Below are 17915 nucleotides of genomic sequence, written 5' to 3' on the forward strand. Positions count from 1 at the left end.
GCCGTGCTGACGGTCGATCGGGGCGGGATGATCGTGGGAACCGGCCGCTCACTCATGGCGACCACGACGTTCGGAAACTAGAAAGGCCCGGTCACAGACCAACTGGCTGTGACCGGGTGAGTACTTTCTGGTGCGGGAAGATTCACCGACTTTGGTGTCCGAGGGGGGACTTGAACCCCCACGTCCGTTAAGGACACTAGCACCTCAAGCTAGCGCGTCTGCCATTCCGCCACTCGGACTTGCTGATATGAGAAGAGTATACGTCGCCTGCGGGGCCTCAATCAGGGGGGTCCGTATCGTCACGCAGACCTACATTGAGACGATGATCGGTTACCCTCCGCCAGCTTCATGGGGTCGGGCGGGCAAGGATCCCCAGCTCGGGAACCATAAGTGCGTAACGTGAACCATGGAATACAGAGGGTCACAGGCGGCGGGGAATCAAACCCGGTCACGGAGCGCTTACACGTGCGTGAAGAAGATTGGTTTCCTGTCCTTCGGCCACTGGTCACCGGGCGCGCACTCCGAGACGCGGTCCGCCGCCGACTTCCTGCACCAGTCGATCGACCTGGCCGTCGCGGCCGAGGAGCTCGGCGTGGACGGCGCGTACTTCCGGGTGCATCACTTCGCGCGGCAGGCGGGTAGTCCGTTCCCGTTGCTGTCGGCGATCGGGGCCCGGACGTCGAAGATCGAGATCGGGACCGGCGTGATCGACATGCGCTACGAGAACCCGATGTACATGGCCGAGGAAGCCGGCGCCGCCGACCTCATCTCCCGGGGCAGGCTCCAGCTCGGGGTCAGCCGGGGATCCCCGGAGCAGGTCATCGACGGCTGGCGGTACTTCGGGTACGGGCCGGCGGAGGGGCAGACCGCTGCGGACATGGCCCGTCAGCGCACCGAGGTCTTCCTCAAGCTGCTCGAGGGCGAGGGTTTCGCGCAGCCGAATCCGCGGCCGATGTTCGCCAATCCGCCGGGGTTGCTGCGGCTGGAGCCGCACTCGGAGGGGTTGCGCGACCGGATCTGGTGGGGTTCCAGCTCGAACGCGACCGCGGTGTGGGCAGCGGAGCAGGGCATGAACCTGCAGAGTTCCACGCTCAAGGACGACGAGACGGGCGAGCCGCTGCACGTCCAGCAGCGCAAGCAGATCGAGGCCTACCGCGAAGCCTGGAAGGAGGCCGGTCACTCGCGCGAGCCGCGGGTGTCGGTCAGCCGCAGTATCTTCGCGCTGACCAACGACCTGGACCGGGCGTATTTCGGCCGCGATCGTGACTCGCGCGACCAGGTCGGCATGATCGACGAGACGACCAGGGCGATCTTCGGGCGGTCGTACGCCGCGGTGCCGGACGAGTTGGTGCGGGCGCTCAAGGAGGACGAGGCGATCGAGGCCGCGGACACCCTGCTGCTGACCATCCCGAACCAGCTCGGCGTCGAGTACAACGCGCACGTGCTGGAGAGCATCCTCACGCACGTGGCGCCGGAGCTCGGCTGGCGCTGAGAATGCGCGGTTCGGCGGATGGGCCGGGGCGCCTCCCTCGTTACGATCGGGACATCCCCGGCCATCGGAGGGTCCCGTGAGACTGCCCCGATCCATGTTCTGCCTGGTCCTGGCCTTGTGTCTGGCGCTGCCGCCAGCCGCGCAAGCGAGCGCTCCCGCCCCGCTCGGCGGCGGGAGTGTGTTGCAGAGCAGCGCCTCGTCGCGGTGCACGGCCGGGTTCGCCGCCGTCGCGGGGAGCGTCGGCTACCTGATCGCGAGTTCCGCTTGCGGCAGGCCCGGCGACACGATCCGCAGCGCGGGCCGGGTGGTCGGGGTGGTCGTGGGCGCCCAGGTCCCGCCGACCGGCGCGATCATCATCCGGGTCACCAACACGACCGACTGGCGGCTGGTCGGCTCGATCCCGCCCACCGACGGCCGGGTGACGATCACCGGGTCGGTCGAGGCCCCGGTCGGCACGTCGGTGTGCCGGTACGGCGCGACCACCGGCTGGCACTGCGGGATCATCCAGGCGAAGAACGTGTCGATCACCTTCCCCGAAGGGACGCTGACCGGCTTGACCCGCACTTCCGTCTGCGCCGAGCCGGGGGACAACGGCGGGCCGTTCGTCAGCGGGACGCAGGCGCAGGGGGTGCTGATCGGCGGCTCCGGGAACTGCTCCACCGGCGGCTCCAGCTACTTCGTCCCGGTCAACCGGGTCCTGTCGGCCTACGGGCTGACGATCCTCGCCGGAACCTAGAACGGCAGCACCCTCGGATAAGGGCTTCGGAGTTCAGCGTGGCGGGCCCACGCTGGCCGCGGGATCGGTGATCCGTACCAGAGCTGCAGTCGTGCGTCGAGCAGGGGCCGCTCGGCCTAACTGAAGAGGACCGAGCGCAGCAGAAGTCTGTCCGAACCGCGGCCGCCGAAGGGGCGGAGCGAAAAGTAGGAGTCGCTCTTGCAGTCGTCGTCCAGGAACACCACCGCCGTCGAGTCGGTGTCGTTGCGCGGACGGAACGCGTCGACGTCCCAGTCGGCGATTTCGGGAATTTCGATGCATTCGCCGCTGGGCGGGTCCACCAGAGTGCCGATCTGGAGTTCTTCGTTCTCGTCGTAGTAGCGGTAGGTGAATTCGCCTTCGGCCGCGGAAGCCACCGCGGGGATCGTGAAGCACAGGGTGACGGCGCTGGCCATGGCGAGGAAAGCGGTACGTGTACGCATGGGACGACGTTAGGTCGATGATCAAGATCTCCGGTAGGGCTCACCGCAAGGTCCACTCTGGGGAGTGGACCTTGCCACGTTGGTGATCGATAGTGAGGGACATGTACACCGGCAACCCGGACGTCCCCGACGACGTGTTCGCGGACGTTCTCGGCCAGATCAAGGACTTCGTGCGCACGCGGGTGATGCCCCGCGAGCTGGAGATCATGAACACGGACGCCATTCCGGCCGATCTGCGGGCGCAGGCGGCGGAGATGGGATTGTTCGGGTACGCAATCCCCCAGGAGTGGGGCGGGATGGGGCTCGACCTGGTCCAGGACGTCGAGGTCGCGATGGCTCTGGGGTACACGTCGCTGGCGTTGCGGTCGATGTTCGGGACGAACAACGGGATCGCCGGGCAGGTGCTGGTCGGATTCGGCACGGACGAGCAGCGCGCGCGGTGGTTGCCGGGGATCGCGTCGGGGGAGGTCGTCGCGTCGTTCGCGCTCACCGAGCCGGGTGCGGGATCGAATCCGGCCGGGTTGCGGACCAGCGCGAAGCCGGACGGTGACGGCTGGGTGATCGACGGCGGCAAGCAGTTCATCACCAACGCGACCGAGGCCGGGTTGTTCGTCGTGTTCGCGCGGACGGACACCGGGATCGCGGTGTTCCTCGTGCCCGCCGACGCGCCGGGCATCACGGTCGGGGCGAAGGACGCGAAGATGGGGCAGGAGGGTTCGCGCACCGCGGACGTGACGTTCTCGCAGGTCCGTGTCGGGCCCGACGCGTTGGTCGGCGAGGACGGGGATGTCGGCTACAAGGCGGCGATGACGTCGCTCGCACGCGGCCGGATCCACATGGCGGGCCTCGCCGTCGGGACGGCGCAGCGGGCGTTGGACGAGTCGGTCGCGTATGCCGCGACGGCGACCCAGGGTGGCACGCCGATCGGGGATTTCCAGCTGGTACAGGCGATGCTCGCCGATCAGCAGACCGGTGTGCTCGCCGGCCGGGCGCTCGCCCGCGAGGCGGCGCGGTTGTACGTGACGGGGGAGGACCGGCGGATCGCGCCGTCGGCGGCGAAGCTGTTCTGCACCGAGATGGCGGGCAAGGCCGCGGACCTCGCGGTGCAGGTGCACGGCGGCAGCGGCTACATGCGCGAGGTCGCGGTCGAACGGATCTACCGCGACGTCCGGTTGATGCGGCTGTACGAGGGCACGAGCGAGATTCAGCGGTTGATCATCGGCGGTGGCCTGGTCCGCGCCGAGAAGAAGAAAGCATGACCCGGCCACTCGACGGGGTCACGGTCGTCGCCATCGAGCAGGCGGTCGCCGCGCCGCTGGCCACGCGCAATCTCGCCGATCTCGGAGCGCGGGTGATCAAGGTCGAACGAGTCGACGGCGGGGATTTCGCCCGCGCCTACGACCACGCCGTACACGGCAGCGGCGCGCATTTCGTCTGGCTCAACCGCGGTAAGGAATCGCTCGCCGTCGACCTCAAGACCGCCGAGGGCCGTGACGTCGTCCGCCGGCTGGTCGCGAAGGCCGACGTGTTCGTGCAGAATCTCGCGCCCGGCGCGGCGGAGCGGCTCGGATTCGGCGATCTGCGGGCGGAGCACCCGGAGCTGGTCGTGGTGAACCTGTCCGGGTTCGGCGCGGGCGGGCCGATGGAGCAGCGCAAGGCCTACGACATGCTGATCCAGGCCGAGGCCGGGCTCATCGCGATCACCGGCACCCCGGACGCCCCGGCGAAGACCGGGATCCCGACCGCCGACATCGCCTCGGGCATGTACTGCGCGCAGGCGGTGCTCGCGGCGTTGCTGCGCCGCTGGCGTACCGGCGAGGGCGCGACGATCGAGGTCTCCATGCTGGAAGCCACCGTCGAATGGATGGGCTACGCGCTCAATACCCGGATGTACGCCGGAACAGAGCCGGAACGGATGGGGCTGAGCCACAGTTCGATCGCGCCGTACGACGCATTCCCCACGCGCGACGGCCAAATGCTGATCGGCGTCCAGAACGACATGGGTTGGCGCACGCTCGTCACCGACGTCCTCGACGCGCCCGAACTCGCCGACGACCCGCGCTTCACCACGAACGTGCAACGCGTGGCGCACCGCGCGGAATGCGACGCTGCCGTCGCGGCCCGGACTTCGCGGTGGTCCAACAGCGAACTCGACGAACGGCTCGCCGCGGCAGGGGTGCCCGCCGCCCAGCTCAAGGACGTCGGCCAGGTCGCCGATCATCCTCAGCTGCGGGCCCGCGATCGCTGGCGCAAGGTCGGCACGGAATTCGCGAGGGTCGACGCTTTGCTGCCGCCGGTGACCTTCGACGATTTCGAGGCGTGCATGGGCGACGTCCCGGCATTGGGAGAACACACGCACGCGTTGCTCGTCGAGTCCGGAGTGGACGCCGACGACTACGTTCGCCGTGGTATCGCCCGTTGATTTCGAGAGCGACTGGAGGAACTCCAGGTTTACGATCGAAATCATGCGATTCGCCATCAAGACTTCGCCGCAGGACACCGTTTGGTCCGACATGCTCGCCGTCTGGCAGGCCGCCGACGAGATCGAGCTCTTCGAATCCGGTTGGACCTTCGATCACTTCTATCCCATTTTCTCGGATTCGACCGGTCCGTGCCTGGAAGGGTGGGTGACGCTCACCGCGCTCGCGCAGGCCACGAAACGGCTCCGGCTGGGCACGCTGGTCAGCGGCATCCACTACCGTCACCCCGCGCTTCTCGCGAACATGGCCGCGACGCTGGACATCGTTTCCGGCGGTCGCCTGGAGATCGGCGTCGGCGCGGGCTGGAACGAAGAGGAATCCGGCGCGTACGGCATGGAACTGGGCACCATCAAGGAACGCAGTGACCGGTTCGAGGAGGCCTGCGAGGTCCTCGTCGGCCTCCTGACCCAGGAGACCACGACGTTCCAGGGCGAGCACTACCAGCTGACCGACGCCCGCTGTGAGCCGAAGGGCGTGCAGAAGCCGCATCCGCCGATCTGCATCGGCGGCAGCGGTGAGAAGCGGACCCTGCGAACGGCCGCGAAGTACGCCCAGCACTGGAATTTCGTCGGCGGCACGCCGGAGGAGTTCGCGCACAAGCGCGAGGTGCTGCACCGGCACTGCGCGGACATCGGCCGGGATCCCGCCGAGATCACCTTGTCCTCGCACGTCCGCCTCGGCGCGGACGGTGACTACGCCAAGGTCGCCGCGGATGCCGAAGCCCTCGGTGAAGCGGGGCTCGACCTGGCGATCATCTACCTGCCGCCGCCGCACACCCCCGCGGTGCTGGAGCCGCTGGCGAAGGCGCTCGAGCCGCTGCGCTGAGGTCTCGAAGGCCGGCCGGGGAGCGACGGCCCGTTGCGGAACCGGCCGGTCTCGCTATACGGTGACAGAACTAGAACAGGTTACAGTTCTGCACGGTGGGCGGACCGAGGAGCGGACATGGCGAACAGGGCTGCGCGCGGCGACGAGGCCGACTACGTGGTCGTCGGATCGGGCAGCTCGGGTGCCGCGATCGCGGGCAGGCTGGCGGAGTCCGGGGCCAGCGTGATCGTGCTCGAGGCGGGTAAGACCGACGAGAAGATGCTCGTCAAGAAGCCGGGGCTGGTCGGCCCGATGCACGCGGTGCCCCAGCTCAAGAAGCCGTTCGACTGGGGTTACTACTCGGTGCCGCAGAAACACGTTCTCGATCGCCGGATGCCGGTGCCGCGCGGCAAAGTGGTCGGCGGCTCCAGTTCCATCAACGGGATGGTCTACGTGCGCGGCAACCGCGCCAACTTCGACTCCTGGGCCGCCGAGGGCAACAAGGGCTGGGACGCGGACAGCGTCAACGCCGCGTACAAGCGGATGGAGGACTTCGAGGACGGCGAGAGCGCGTTCCGGGGCGCGGGCGGGCCGATCCGGGTCACCCGCAACAAGACCCCGCAGGAGGGCACGCTCCAGTTCCTCCAGGCGACCGCTGACGCGATCGGCTGCGACATCCTCGACGACTACAACGCCGAGTCGCAAGAGGGCGTCAGCCGGATGCAGCAGAACGCCGCCGACGGCCTGCGCTACAGCGCCTCACGCGGCTACATCCACCATCTCGCGCCCGCCACGCTGCAGGTCCAGTCGGGGGTGCTGGCGAAGAAAGTGGTCATCGAAAACGGCCGTGCCGTCGGTGTCGAGGTCGTCGACGCGAACGGCGGGCAGCGGATCCTGCGCGCGGGCAAGGAAGTCATCCTCTCGGGTGGTTTCGTCGGCTCCGCGCAGCTGCTGATGCTGTCCGGGATCGGCCACGCCGAGCACCTCAAGGAGCACGGCATCGACGTCGTCGCGGACCTGCCGGTCGGGGACAACCTGCACGACCACATGTTCCACGCGCTGACCTTCCGCGCGTCGTCGAGCAAGAACAGGGGCACGCCGCCGTACTTCGCGCGCGGCCTCGTCAGCGAACTGATGCGCCCCGGCACGACGTTCCTGGCGAACTCGGTCTTCGAGGCGGTCGCCTTCCTCAAGACCTCGCAGGCCGCCGAGGTCCCGGACCTCCAGCTGCACCTCCTGCCGTGGGCGTACGTGACGCCCAACCAGGACGCGCCGATCCGGCACGACGTCGACAAGCGGCCCGCGCTCACCGTGCTCACCACGCTGATCTACCCGAAGAGCCGCGGCACGCTGCGCCTCGCTTCGGCCGATCCGACGGCGGCGCCGCTCATCGACCCCCAGTACCTGTCCGACCCGGCCGATCTCGAGGTGCTCGGCGAGGGCTCGGAGATGGTCCGCGAGATCTTCGCGTCGGGGGCGTTCAACGGCTCGATCAAGGAAGAACTCCACCCGGGCAAGGGATTGCGCGGCCAGGAGCTGCGCGACGCGATCCTGAACCGTGCGACGTCGGTGTATCACGGCGTCGGCACTTGCCGGATGGGCGTCGACGAACTCGCCGTCGTCGGTCCCGACCTCAAGGTCCGCGGGGTCGACGGCCTGCGGGTCTGCGACGCGTCGATCATGCCGTCGATCACCGGCGGCAACACCAACGCGCCCGCCATCATGATCGGCGAGATGGGCGCGCAGCTCGTCCTGTCGGACAACTGACGGAAAGAGGGCCATGACCGTCACAGCGCTCGCGCTCACCCGTCCGGCGTCGGTGACCGACGCGTTCCTTCAGCGCCTCGCCGCGCGCGTGCCGGGCTCGTCCGGCGCGACCTGGAAGCTCACCGAGGTCTACACGGGTGACGTGCTCGTCGAGCTGCCCCAGTCGACTCCCGCCGACATCGAGCAGGCGTTCGCCACGGCGCGCGCCGCGCAGGAGAAGTGGGCCGCCACCCCGCTCAAGTGGCGGCTGGAGGTGTTCAAACGGGCGCACACGCTCTTCGTCGACAACGCGCCGGCCGTCACCGACCTCATCCAGGTCGAGAGCGGCAAGAACCGCCGGATGGCGATCGAGGAGACCTGCGACCCGGCGATGGTGATGAGCCATTACCTCACGCGGGCGACGAAACTGCTGGCGCCGGTCAAACGCGGGGGACCGGTCCCGTTCCTGACGACGTCGACTGAGATCAGGCAGCCCAAGGGCGTGGTCGGGATCATCGCGCCGTGGAACTTCCCGTTCGCCACCGGCATTTCCGACGCCATCCCGGCACTGATGGCCGGGAACGCGGTGGTGTTGAAGCCCGACAACAAGACCGCGCTTTCGCCGCTCTACGGCGTCGAGCTGCTGGAGCGGGCCGGGCTGCCGAAGGGGCTGTTCCAGGTGGTGTGCGGCGAGGGCCCGGACGTCGGGCCCACGCTCATCGGCCAGGCGAACTACGTGATGTTCACCGGTTCCACCGCCACCGGCCGGGTGATCGGCGAACAGGCGGGCCGCAACCTCATCGGTTGCTGCCTCGAACTCGGCGGCAAGAACCCGATGATCGTGCTCGAAGACGCCGACCTGACCGAGACCGTGCAGGGCGCGATCTTCGGCGCTTTCGGCAACACCGGACAGATCTGCATGCACATCGAGCGGATCTACCTGCCGGAGTCCCGGTACGACGAGTTCAAGAACGCTTACGTGGCCAAGACCAAGGCACTCGACGTCCGCGCCGCCTACGACTTCGGGCCGGACATGGGCTCGCTCGTCTCCGTCGACCACATGAGCCGGGTCAAGTCCCACGTCGACGATGCCGTGGCCAAGGGGGCGACCGTCCTTTGTGGAGGTAAGCCGCGTCCCGACCTCGGCCCGGCGTTCTTCGAGCCGACGATCCTCGAAGGTGTCACGAAGGACATGCTCTGCGGTGTCACCGAAACCTTCGGACCCGTTGTCGCACTGCACAAGTACCGCACGGTCGACGAGGCGGTCGCGCTCGCCAACGACACCGAATACGGCCTCAACGCCTCCGTCTGGGGTGCTGACGTCGCCGCCGCGCGCGCAGTGGCGGCGCGGATCGAATCCGGCAACGTCAACATCAACGACATCCTGGCCACCGCGTACGCCTCGAAGGGGACGCCGTCCGGCGGAGTCAAGAACTCCGGCGTCGGTGCCCGCCACGGGGACCAGGGCCTGCTCAAGTACACCGACGTGAAGAACGTGGCGGTGCTCAAGAAGCAGGTCATGGGTCCCCGCGGCGGTCAGACCTACGAGAAGTACGTCGAAGGGATGCTGTCCAGCCTGAAACTCATGCGGCGCTTGCGCATTCGCTAAACCTCGTCGGTGTGCTGCGGAGCGGCCAGCACACAGGCGATGCTGAGCACGCACATGCCGATCAGCAGGCCGATCGCCGGCCAGACACTGCCCGTCGCCTGGAACAACAGGGTCGACACCAACGGCGAGAGGCCGCCGAAGAGCGCGCCCGCCAGCTGATAGGACAGCGAGATGCTGGTGTAGCGCGCCCGCGGGCGGAACATCTGCGACAGGATGGCGGCGATCGGGCTGTAGGTCGCCGTCATCGCCAGGCGCATCGCGACGAACGCCGCGATGATCAGCGCCGCGTTCTTGGTCGAGAGCACCAGGAACTGCGGAGCCGCGAGCACGGCGACACCGGCGAGGCCGATCACGACCACGCGCACCCGGCCGAAGCGATCGCCGAGCCAGGCCGCGCCGAAGCTGACGACCAGTTCGACGAACGCGGCGATGGTGAGCGCGTTGAGCACGAGCGATTCGGAGACGCCGACGGCCGGATCGGTCGCGTACGCCGTCGCGAAGGTGGTGACCAGGTAGTAGCCGCCGACCGCGACCGGCAGCACGCAGATGCCCAGCAGGATCGGCTTCCAGTTCGTGCGGACGGCATAGAGGATGGGCACGCCGGTTTCTTCGGCGGTTTCCTCGAAGACCGGCGACTCCTCGACCTTCAGGCGCACGATGAGACCGACGCCGATGAGCAGCACGGACGCGAAGAACGGGATCCGCCAGCCCCACGTGGTGAGCCATTCGGTGCCACCGGTGCTCAGGAGACTGAACAGGCCGGTGGCCAGCAGCGCGCCCGCCGGGTTTCCCGCCTGCGCGAAGGCGCCGTAGAAGGTCTTCTTGTCCGGCGGCGCGTGTTCGACGGCCATGAGCACGGCGCCGCCCCACTCGCCGCCGACGGCGAGCCCTTGGACGAACCTGAGCACCACGAGCAGGATGGGCGCCCACGTGCCGATCTGCGCGTATCCGGGCAGGCAGCCGACGAGGAAGGTCGCCGCGCCCATCATGGTCAGGGTCACCACGAGCGCGGTCTTGCGGCCGACCCGGTCACCGATGTGCCCGAACACGATGCCGCCGAGCGGCCGGGCGAAGAACCCGACGGCGTACGTCGCGAAGGCCGCCGCGACGCCGGTCAGCCGGTCGCCGGTTTCGGGGAAGAACACGGTGCCGAAGACGAGGCTCGCGGCCGTGGCGTAGATGTAGAAGTCGTACCACTCGATGGTGGTGCCGACGAAGGCCGCTAGCCCGGCCCGGCGGGCTCGGCGCAGGGAGTGTGTGCCGGTCTGGACGGTCATCGGGCCACCTCGCCGTCGATCCAGGTTTCGAGCACGCGGATACCGGCGATCCGGTCCGGCTCGCAGGTGAGGGGATTCTCGCCGAGCAGCACGAAATCCGCGCGTTTGCCGGGCGTGATCGAACCGAGGTCGCGTTCACGGCCGAGCACCCGGGCGCCGGCGATCGTATGCGCGGCGATGGCCGACCGGACGTCGATCAGCAGGTCGTCCCCGCCGAGCCGGTGGCCGCGGCGGGTCGTCCTGGTCACCGCGGTCTGGATGGCTTCGAGCGGATTCGGTTCCGCGACCGGGGCGTCCGAGCTCAGCGTGACCGGCACGCCTGCCGCTTCGAACTCGCCGAGGGGGTTGAACCGTTCTCCGGGGGTGCCGACGGCGTCGGTGACGCCTTCGCCCCAGTTGTAGTAGTGCTGCGGCTGGTTGACCGGATGGACGCCGAGCGCGGCCATCCGCTTGATCTGTTCCGGGGACGGCAGCCCGCAATGCTCGATGCGGTGACGGGCGTCAGGCCGGGGATTCCGCCGCTGCGCGTCCTCGATGGCGTCGAGCACCATGGCGATCGCGTCGGGGGACTGGGCGTGGGTCGCGGTCTGGAGCCCGGCCTCGTGCGCCTTGCCGATCAGCGCGGTGTAGTCCTTCGGGTCGTGGTAGAGCTGCCCGGTGCGGCAGGGGTCGCCGACGTAGCCGTCCGGGAAGTACGCGGTCCAGCCGCCGAGCGTGCCGTCGGCGTAGAACTTGATCCCCGCGAAAGCGAGGCGAGGGGTGCCGAAAGCGCCGTGCAGCCCCATTTCCAGGGCCTGGTCGAGCAGATGCGACAGCAGGTACATGTGGACGCGCGTCTTGAGCAGGCCGGCTTCGTCCAGCCGCAGGTACATGTCGAACTCGCGGCGCGTGACCTGCGCGTCGCCGATCGCGGTCACCCCGGCGGCGAGGAACTTCTCCTGCGCGGCGGCCAGCTGCCGCGCGTGCTCATCCGGCTCGTCCTCGAGGTGGAAGTTCGGCCCGTGCCGCCCGACCTTGACGCCGGTGACCCCGGTGAGGATGTTGCACGCCGCGTCCGAGAGCTCCCCGGTGAGTTCGCCGTGCTCGTCACGGAAGAACACCCCGCCGTCGGGATCCGGCGTGTCCCGGGTGACACCGTTGCGCCGCAACGTGAAGCTGTTCACCACGCCACCGTGCCCGCTGGCGTTCATGAGGTAGACCTCGCGATCGCCGGCGACCGCGTCGAGTTCCTCCTTGCGGGGATGGCGTTTCTCGGCGAGGTTGCGGTGTTCGTAGCCGTACCCGCGGACGGGCCTGCCCGCCGGAGTGTTCTCGGCCGCCTCACGCAACAGCGCGACGATCTCGGGGATGCTCGAAGCCCGTTCGGGGCCGCAGTCCACCCAGGTCATCATCTGCCCGTACATCAAGGGGTGCGCGTGCGGATCGACGAATCCCGGCAGGAGCGTGCCCGGCAGGCGCCGCACCTCCGGCTCGGGCCTGCCGAGGCTCGCCGCGCGGGCACGGCATTCGTCCACCGAACCGACCGCGGCGATCTCCTCGCCGAACACGAGGACCGCTTCGGCGCCTTCGGTGGCGTCGTCGACGGTCACCAGCTCGTCGGGACGCAGGATCGTCGCTCGCGCGTCGAGGATCGAACGATCGAGGGGTAACAGGCGCATCGGGCGGACTCCTGGGGTTTTCGACGGTGAAGTGGGGCGAAGGTAAGCGACGAAAACCGCGAGCGCAATCAGATCGGTCGTGTACTGATGGTGTTCACAATCGATATGTGCGTGATCATGAACAGAACGCGCAATCTCGGCTGTCATCTGGGCCTGCTAGCGGGTGATATGGTGCTGCGTGCCGACCGAAATTCAGCGGAGGAGAAATCGCCTTGGACGACGCGCTGGTCGCCGCTTTGCGCACGGACGGCCGGATGAGCGTCGCCGATCTGGCCAAGCGCGTCGGGGCTTCGAGGTCGGCCGTGTCGGCTCGGCTGGAGCAGCTGAAGGCCGACGGCTCGTTGAGCGTGGTCGCGGCGGTCCATCCCGAGTTCCTCGGCCTGACCGCGTACGCGCACCTCGCGATCCGCACGTCGGGCCGTTCGCAGGCGACGACGGACGCGGTCGCGGCGCTGCCCGCCGCGGCGTTCGTCTCGGCGGTGAGCGGGGAGTACCAGACCGTCGCCGAGCTGCGGTTGCCCGACTCGCCCGAGCTCTATCGCACGGTGGCCGACATTCGCGGCCTGCCGGAGGTGGAGCAGGTCAACACGCTCGTCTACGTGGACGTGGTCAAGGGCCTGTTCATGCCGGGCCGTCCACTGCCGCCCTGGTTGCGGCTGGACGACCGCGATCTCGCGATCATGCTGCGGCTGCAGGCCGACGGGCGGGAGAGTTACGCGAGCATCGCCGAGCACGTCGGGCTGTCGCCGTCGGCCACACGCACCCGCGTGCGCTTCCTGGTCGAGCACGACGTCATCCGGATCGCGCCGGTGCTCAGCCGTGCCCGCCCGGACGCCGGCCTCGTGTGCGGGATCGGCCTGAACGTGCGGGGCGCCGGGGACGCGGTGACGGCGGCGCTCGCCGCTCGTGAAGACACCGAGTTCCTCGCCAGGACCATCGGCCGGTTCGACGTCGTCGCCACCATCGCCGCGCAGTCCGCCCACGCCCTCGACCGGGCGCTCGAAGAGATCACCGGCAGACCCGACGTCGTAACCGCGGAGACGTGGGTCCACCTCCGCATCGCCAAGGAACGGTACGAGTGGCCGCTGCCGACCGCGGAAGAGCTCGCGCGCCGCTAGCCGTTGTCCAGCAAGGCTTTCCGGATCTCGGTCTTGAGCACTTTGCCGATCTTGGACCGGGGGAGATCCGGCCAGATCAGGATCTCCTTGGGGGTCTTGATGCTGCCCAGCCGCTCCTTGACCGCGGCGCGGAGTTCTTGCGCTTCCGCGGTCCTTTCGGTGTGGAGCTGGACGACGGCGGTGATCTGCTCGCCCCATTTCTCGTGCGGCAGACCGATCACGGCACAATCCTGCACGGCTTCATGGGTCATGAGCGCTTGCTCGACCTCGGCCGAATAGACGTTGAAGCCGCCGGTGATGATCATGTCCTTGGCGCGATCGACGATGTAGAGGTAATGCTCGTCGTCGAGGTAGCCGATGTCGCCCGTGTGATGCCAGCCGTGCGCGCTCGCTTCCGCCGTCGCGTCAGGATTCTTGTAGTAGCCCAGCATCACCAGCGAACCGCGCACGACGATCTCGCCGCGTTCGCCGGGCGGGAGCAGCTCGCCCGTCTCGGACATGATCGCGACCTGGGTGAGCGGGGTCGGCCTGCCGGCCGAAGTGAATCGTTCGAGGGCAAGGGATCCGTCTGGATGGACGTGGTCGGCGGGGGAGAGGGTGGAGATCATCATGGGGGCTTCGCTCTGCCCGAACAGCTGCCCGAAGACCGGGCCGACCCGGGTGATCGCCTCGGCGAGTTTGGTGGCCGACATCGGCGCGGCGCCGTACCAAAGGCATTGCAGCGACGAGAGATCGGCGTCGTCCAGTGCCGGATTGTCGAGCAGCAGGTAGATCAGCGTCGGCGGCAGGAAGGTGTGCGTGACGCGGCGGCTTTCGACCAGTCTGAGGAATTCGCCGAGATCCGGCGAGGGCATGACCACGATCTCGCCGCCGAGTGTCATGACCGGGAAGCAGAGCACGCCCGCCGCGTGCGTCAGCGGGGCGAGCGCCAGGTAGCGCGGCCGCCCGGTGAACGGGTAACTCATCAGCGTGAGCGCCGACATCGTCTCGACGTTCGCGCCGCTGAGCATCACCGCCTTGGGGTGACCGGTGGTGCCGCCGGTGCCGACGAGCAGGACCATGTCGTCCGGCGGCGTTTCCTCGCAGGGCCCGGACTCGCCGAGCCAGTCGGAAAATGGGACGGCGCCGGGCATCGAGCCGTCGAGACAGACCACTGTGGACAGTTTCGGCAGTTCGGGGAGTATCCGGGAGACGAGCGGTGCGAAGGACTCCTGCACCAGCAGGCAGGTGCAGTCGAACAGGTCGAGCAGTTCCCTGTTCTCGGTGGCCTCGTTACGCGGGTTGACCGGGCACCACACGGCACCGGCCCGGCTGATGCCGAAAACGCAGCCGAACGACAGGGGATCGTTCCCGGACAGGATCGCCACCTTGTCGCCGGGCTTGACGCCCGACCTGGCCAGCGCCCGCCCCACCCGCCACGACAGTTCCCGCACTTCGCCGTAGCTGAGGGACGTGTCGCCCATGGTGAGGCAGGGCGCGGCCGGGTCGAGGGAAGCGCCCTTGTCGAGGTAGTCGGTCAATCGCACGCGCTCGTCCTTCCGGTCAGTCGTGGACGGTCAAGACCGGCTTCGAAACCAGCCCGAAGCTTCGTAGCACGCCGAGCAGCTCGCGGTGGCCGAAGGCCTGGCACCCGGACGCGAACCCGACCCGTTTCGGCGGCTGTTGCAGCAGCGAGTAGGCACCGTAGGCCTGCATCAGCCCGGTCTGCTTGTAGTTGCAGGTGCCGTGGATGACGCAGTGCGCGCGGCCCAGCGGTCCCGAGGCGTGCACCGAATCCAGCGAGGTGTTGAGCCGCTGGTTCTCGCGCGGCGGCATCTCGTCGCGCACCGCGGCGGCCTGCTCGGCCAGCACGCGCATCTTTTCGTCCAGTGGCAGGTCTTTCACCTGCTCCAGCACGGCCGCGACGATCTGCGGCACCCCCTGCATGAGTGCGCGGTCGAAGACGCCGCCGACGGCCTTGACGTTCGCCACGCGGGCGTCGTTCTTGAACCAGACCGGATGCGAGGTGCCGCCCCAGGGCAGGGCCAAGCCGGTCTCGTGATGGCCGGGCACGGTGACGTCCTGCAAACCGCCGTCCGCGGGCCACGGCAGGTACTCGTTCTGTCCGAGGTAGTACGCGGCGGACAGTGCGGCGTTGACCAGGATGGTCTTCGTCGAAGCGACCGTGGGATACCCCTTCCAGAACACCAGGATGTCCAAAGTGTCCAGTCCGGGTGTCTCCAGGCACAGGTTCGCCGCGATCTCGCCGGTGGTGTACATCTGCGCGATGCCGGGGGAGAGCAGCAGGCCCTTCTCGGCCATCTGCGCGCCGTAACGCTCTTCGGCGGCGATCAGCCAGTCCTGCTCGCCGGTGGTGTCGAGGTAATGCGTTCCGGTGCGCAGGCAGGCTTCGACGACTTCGTGCCCGTACTCGCTGAACGGGCCGACGGTGTTGCACACGACCTTGGCGTCGCGAAAAAGCTCGGTGAGCGCTTCGACGTCGTGCGAGACCTCGACGACCTCGTGGTCGATGGTGTCGAGGCCGGGAACGTGGTCGATCGCCTCCTGGATGCGGGCCTTGTCGCGGCCGGCGGCGATGAACGGGACGTTGTACTCGCGCAGGTACTCGCAGATCAGCCGTCCGGTGTAGCCGGAGGCGCCGTAGACCACGACGGGTTTGGGGCTGCTCATGGTGATTCCTTTCGGGTTCGTGCTGGTCACATGCCCATTCCGCCGTCGACCGGGAGCCCGGCGCCGGTGATGAAGCGGGCGGCGTCGGAGGCGAGGAACACGACGGCGTCGGCCATGTCCGCGACCTCGCCGAGCCGTCCGGCCGGGGTCAGCCCGATGACGGCGCCGATGGCCTCTTCGACGCTGGGGAACAGGCCGACCTCGACGACGTCCTGCGCGAGCTGATTGCCCATCTGCGTGGGTACGAGACCGGGGTAGACGCAGTTGACGCGCACGCCGTAGCCGAGTTTCCCGGCCTCCATCGCGGCGACCCTGGTGAGGCGGTCGACCGCCGACTTCGTCGCCGAATAGCCCGCGATACCGGGGAAAGCGATCGTGGCGGCGACCGAAGCGATGTTCACGACGGAGCCGCCTGCGCCCGCGGGACCGCCGGGCCGCATCGCGCGGAAGGCGTGCTTCACGCCGAGGGCGGTGCCGAGCACGTTGACGTCGAGCATTTTGCGCACGTCGGCGGGGTCGAGATCGGCGACGAGCCCGGTGATCTCGACACCGGCGTTGTTCACCACGATGTCCAGCCCGCCGAGCTCGCCGATCACCGCGGCGACCGCGTGCTCCCAGCTCTGTTCGTCGGTGACGTCCAGCCGGACGAAGCCCGCGTTGGCGCCTTTCTGCTTGATCTGATCGGCGGTGGCGCGCCCGAGATCCTCCTGGACGTCGCCGATGACCACCGAGGCGCCCGCCAGGGCCAGCGCTTCGGCCATTCCGGCGCCCAGGCCCTGTGCTCCGCCCGTGACCAGGGCTTTTCGGCCCGAAAGGTCGTACGAACCCATGGACTTCTCCTCCTTGAGACGGTCCGCGGTTGCGGTGTGGGTCACATCCTGAGCCAGTTTTGGACAGTCGTCAAGATTTTCTTGGACAGTCGTCAAGAAATCCGCGACGCTAGACTGTGGGACCCCGCGGCAGGCGCGGGCTCCCGGACCGGACAGGAACTCGTGGTGACCGAGACGAGCGAGCGGATCGCACGCCGGAGCGTGGACAAGTTCGCCCAGCGGCGGGCGGAACTGGCGGAGTCCGCGCTGCAGGCGCTGTCCGAGCTGGGCTACGCGAGGACGAGCCTGCGGGAGATCGCGCAGAAGTCGAACTTCTCGCACGGGGTCCTGCACTACTACTTCACCGACAAGGTGGAACTGCTGACCTACGCGGTCCGCAAATTCGAAGAAGTGTGCGTGACCCGCTACGACGAGGCCGTGGCCATGGCGCGTTCGGCCGAGGAGCTGGAGCGGGGCTTCGGTGTCGCGATGGCGGACACGCTGCGAGCCGACGCCGTGATGCACCGGCTGTGGTACGACCTGCGGAACCAGAGCCTGTTCGAGGCCGCGTTCCGCGCCGACGTGCTCGAGATCGACACTCAGCGGCAGGCGATGATCTGGCGCGTCGTGGAGCGCTACGCCGAACTCGCCGACGCGTCGCCGGTCGTGGCGCGGCAGGTCGCTTATGCGGCTTTCGATGGGTTGTTCCAGCAGGCGTTGTTGCACCATCTTGCCGGTGAAGAGGTCGATCTCGCCGAGGATGTCGCTTCGCTGCTCAAGCGGTTGGTGTTGTAGGGCGGCGCCGGCGTCGTCTTGTTGAGCCGAAAGTCAAACGTGTCGTGGTGAGACCGTGAGCAAGGAGACCTTCGGCGCGAGGCACGGGCACCGACGGCGCACTGCCGCACCTTGAGCGTCCACATGGGACTATTTTCGGCGACCGAATGCCCGTTTGATGCTCGCATGACCGGTTTTCCATGGGGTGGGGGGGGGGGGGGGGGGGGGGGTGGGGGCAAGCCGGCAACACACACCCCCACCCCCCCAAAGCCACCCACAAA

15 protein-coding genes and 1 tRNA gene are annotated in these 17915 nt (G+C 68.3%); 9 read left to right on the forward strand and 7 right to left on the reverse strand.

All coding sequences use genetic code 11. The features are described 5' to 3' along the window. Positions 1-152: 152 nt before the first annotated feature. Positions 153-239, reverse strand: a tRNA-Leu gene (locus ACIRGA_RS06930). Positions 240-469: 230 nt separating this feature from the next. Between ACIRGA_RS06930 and ACIRGA_RS06935 the strand changes: the two genes are divergently transcribed. Both ACIRGA_RS06935 and ACIRGA_RS06940 read left to right on the forward strand, forming a co-directional pair. After that, complete coding sequence (locus tag ACIRGA_RS06935) at positions 470-1492, forward strand: LLM class flavin-dependent oxidoreductase (RefSeq protein WP_400937483.1); 1023 nt, start codon at positions 470-472, stop codon at positions 1490-1492. A gap of 76 nt (positions 1493-1568) precedes the next feature. Continuing rightward, complete coding sequence (locus tag ACIRGA_RS06940; protein ID WP_400937485.1) at positions 1569-2228, forward strand: S1 family peptidase; 660 nt, start codon at positions 1569-1571, stop codon at positions 2226-2228. Positions 2229-2344: 116 nt separating this feature from the next. Here ACIRGA_RS06940 and ACIRGA_RS06945 read toward each other — a convergent pair whose 3' ends face one another. Further along, positions 2345-2689 carry a hypothetical protein gene (locus tag ACIRGA_RS06945; protein ID WP_400937488.1) on the reverse strand — a complete coding sequence of 115 codons (345 nt, stop codon included), beginning with the start codon at positions 2687-2689 and terminating at the stop codon, positions 2345-2347. Positions 2690-2790: 101 nt separating this feature from the next. Here ACIRGA_RS06945 and ACIRGA_RS06950 point away from each other — a divergent pair, with 101 nt between their 5' ends. The 5 genes from ACIRGA_RS06950 to ACIRGA_RS06970 all read left to right on the forward strand — a co-directional run bounded on the left by ACIRGA_RS06950 (position 2791) and on the right by ACIRGA_RS06970 (position 9328). Continuing rightward, positions 2791-3948, forward strand: coding sequence for an acyl-CoA dehydrogenase family protein (locus tag ACIRGA_RS06950; protein WP_400937490.1), 1158 nt, complete (start codon positions 2791-2793; stop codon positions 3946-3948). Then, a complete protein-coding gene (locus ACIRGA_RS06955; RefSeq protein WP_400937491.1) occupies positions 3945-5111 on the forward strand; it encodes a CaiB/BaiF CoA transferase family protein in 1167 nt (388 codons plus the stop codon). Before ACIRGA_RS06950 ends, ACIRGA_RS06955 begins: the two co-directional genes overlap by 4 nt. A gap of 43 nt (positions 5112-5154) precedes the next feature. Further along, a complete protein-coding gene (locus ACIRGA_RS06960) occupies positions 5155-5994 on the forward strand; it encodes an LLM class F420-dependent oxidoreductase (protein WP_400937494.1) in 840 nt (279 codons plus the stop codon). Between the two features lie 117 nt (positions 5995-6111). After that, positions 6112-7740, forward strand: coding sequence for a GMC family oxidoreductase (locus ACIRGA_RS06965; protein WP_400937497.1), 1629 nt, complete (start codon positions 6112-6114; stop codon positions 7738-7740). 13 nt (positions 7741-7753) lie between these two features. Further along, positions 7754-9328 carry a succinic semialdehyde dehydrogenase gene (locus ACIRGA_RS06970; RefSeq protein ID WP_400937500.1) on the forward strand — a complete coding sequence of 525 codons (1575 nt, stop codon included), beginning with the start codon at positions 7754-7756 and terminating at the stop codon, positions 9326-9328. Here ACIRGA_RS06970 and ACIRGA_RS06975 read toward each other — a convergent pair. Continuing rightward, positions 9325-10605: an MFS transporter gene (locus ACIRGA_RS06975; protein WP_400937503.1), complete on the reverse strand. Its 1281-nt coding sequence runs from the start codon at positions 10603-10605 to the stop codon at positions 9325-9327. The genes ACIRGA_RS06970 and ACIRGA_RS06975 overlap by 4 nt on opposite strands. Next, positions 10602-12263, reverse strand: a complete 1662-nt coding sequence (locus ACIRGA_RS06980) for an amidohydrolase (protein ID WP_400937506.1) — start codon at positions 12261-12263, stop codon at positions 10602-10604. Before ACIRGA_RS06980 ends, ACIRGA_RS06975 begins: the two co-directional genes overlap by 4 nt. A gap of 212 nt (positions 12264-12475) precedes the next feature. Between ACIRGA_RS06980 and ACIRGA_RS06985 the strand changes: the two genes are divergently transcribed. After that, positions 12476-13381 carry an Lrp/AsnC family transcriptional regulator gene (locus ACIRGA_RS06985; RefSeq protein ID WP_400937509.1) on the forward strand — a complete coding sequence of 302 codons (906 nt, stop codon included), beginning with the start codon at positions 12476-12478 and terminating at the stop codon, positions 13379-13381. Here the strand turns inward: ACIRGA_RS06985 and ACIRGA_RS06990 are convergent. Genes ACIRGA_RS06990 through ACIRGA_RS07000 form a run of 3 tightly spaced genes read right to left on the reverse strand, consistent with a single transcriptional unit; the run spans position 13378 to position 16881 of the window. Beyond that, positions 13378-14907: an AMP-binding protein gene (locus tag ACIRGA_RS06990; protein WP_400937511.1), complete on the reverse strand. Its 1530-nt coding sequence runs from the start codon at positions 14905-14907 to the stop codon at positions 13378-13380. The two genes, ACIRGA_RS06985 and ACIRGA_RS06990, sit on opposite strands and share 4 nt — an antisense overlap. Positions 14908-14923: 16 nt before the next feature. Further along, positions 14924-16051, reverse strand: coding sequence for a DUF5938 domain-containing protein (locus tag ACIRGA_RS06995; protein WP_400937513.1), 1128 nt, complete (start codon positions 16049-16051; stop codon positions 14924-14926). A gap of 26 nt (positions 16052-16077) precedes the next feature. After that, positions 16078-16881, reverse strand: coding sequence for an SDR family NAD(P)-dependent oxidoreductase (locus ACIRGA_RS07000; protein WP_400937516.1), 804 nt, complete (start codon positions 16879-16881; stop codon positions 16078-16080). Positions 16882-17046: 165 nt separating this feature from the next. Between ACIRGA_RS07000 and ACIRGA_RS07005 the strand changes: the two genes are divergently transcribed. Continuing rightward, positions 17047-17655, forward strand: a complete 609-nt coding sequence (locus ACIRGA_RS07005; protein ID WP_400937518.1) for a TetR/AcrR family transcriptional regulator — start codon at positions 17047-17049, stop codon at positions 17653-17655. Positions 17656-17915 lie beyond the last annotated feature (260 nt).

This window comes from Amycolatopsis sp. NPDC102389, from assembly GCF_044765885.1.
In the GTDB taxonomy this organism is placed as follows: domain Bacteria; phylum Actinomycetota; class Actinomycetes; order Mycobacteriales; family Pseudonocardiaceae; genus Amycolatopsis.

What these genes read in the sequence shown, in the direction of transcription:
- ACIRGA_RS06995 (WP_400937513.1), bottom strand. Translation starts at nt 16,051, where the DNA reads ATGAGCAGCCCCAAACCCGTCGTGGTCTACGGCGCCTCCGGCTACACC.
- ACIRGA_RS06980 (WP_400937506.1), bottom strand. Translation starts at nt 12,263, where the DNA reads ATGCGCCTGTTACCCCTCGATCGTTCGATCCTCGACGCGCGAGCGACG.
- ACIRGA_RS06965 (WP_400937497.1), top strand. Translation starts at nt 6,112, where the DNA reads ATGGCGAACAGGGCTGCGCGCGGCGACGAGGCCGACTACGTGGTCGTC.
- ACIRGA_RS06970 (WP_400937500.1), top strand. Translation starts at nt 7,754, where the DNA reads ATGACCGTCACAGCGCTCGCGCTCACCCGTCCGGCGTCGGTGACCGAC.
- ACIRGA_RS06960 (WP_400937494.1), top strand. Translation starts at nt 5,155, where the DNA reads ATGCGATTCGCCATCAAGACTTCGCCGCAGGACACCGTTTGGTCCGAC.
- ACIRGA_RS06945 (WP_400937488.1), bottom strand. Translation starts at nt 2,689, where the DNA reads ATGCGTACACGTACCGCTTTCCTCGCCATGGCCAGCGCCGTCACCCTG.
- ACIRGA_RS06975 (WP_400937503.1), bottom strand. Translation starts at nt 10,605, where the DNA reads ATGACCGTCCAGACCGGCACACACTCCCTGCGCCGAGCCCGCCGGGCC.
- ACIRGA_RS06950 (WP_400937490.1), top strand. Translation starts at nt 2,791, where the DNA reads ATGTACACCGGCAACCCGGACGTCCCCGACGACGTGTTCGCGGACGTT.
- ACIRGA_RS07000 (WP_400937516.1), bottom strand. Translation starts at nt 16,881, where the DNA reads ATGGGTTCGTACGACCTTTCGGGCCGAAAAGCCCTGGTCACGGGCGGA.
- ACIRGA_RS06955 (WP_400937491.1), top strand. Translation starts at nt 3,945, where the DNA reads ATGACCCGGCCACTCGACGGGGTCACGGTCGTCGCCATCGAGCAGGCG.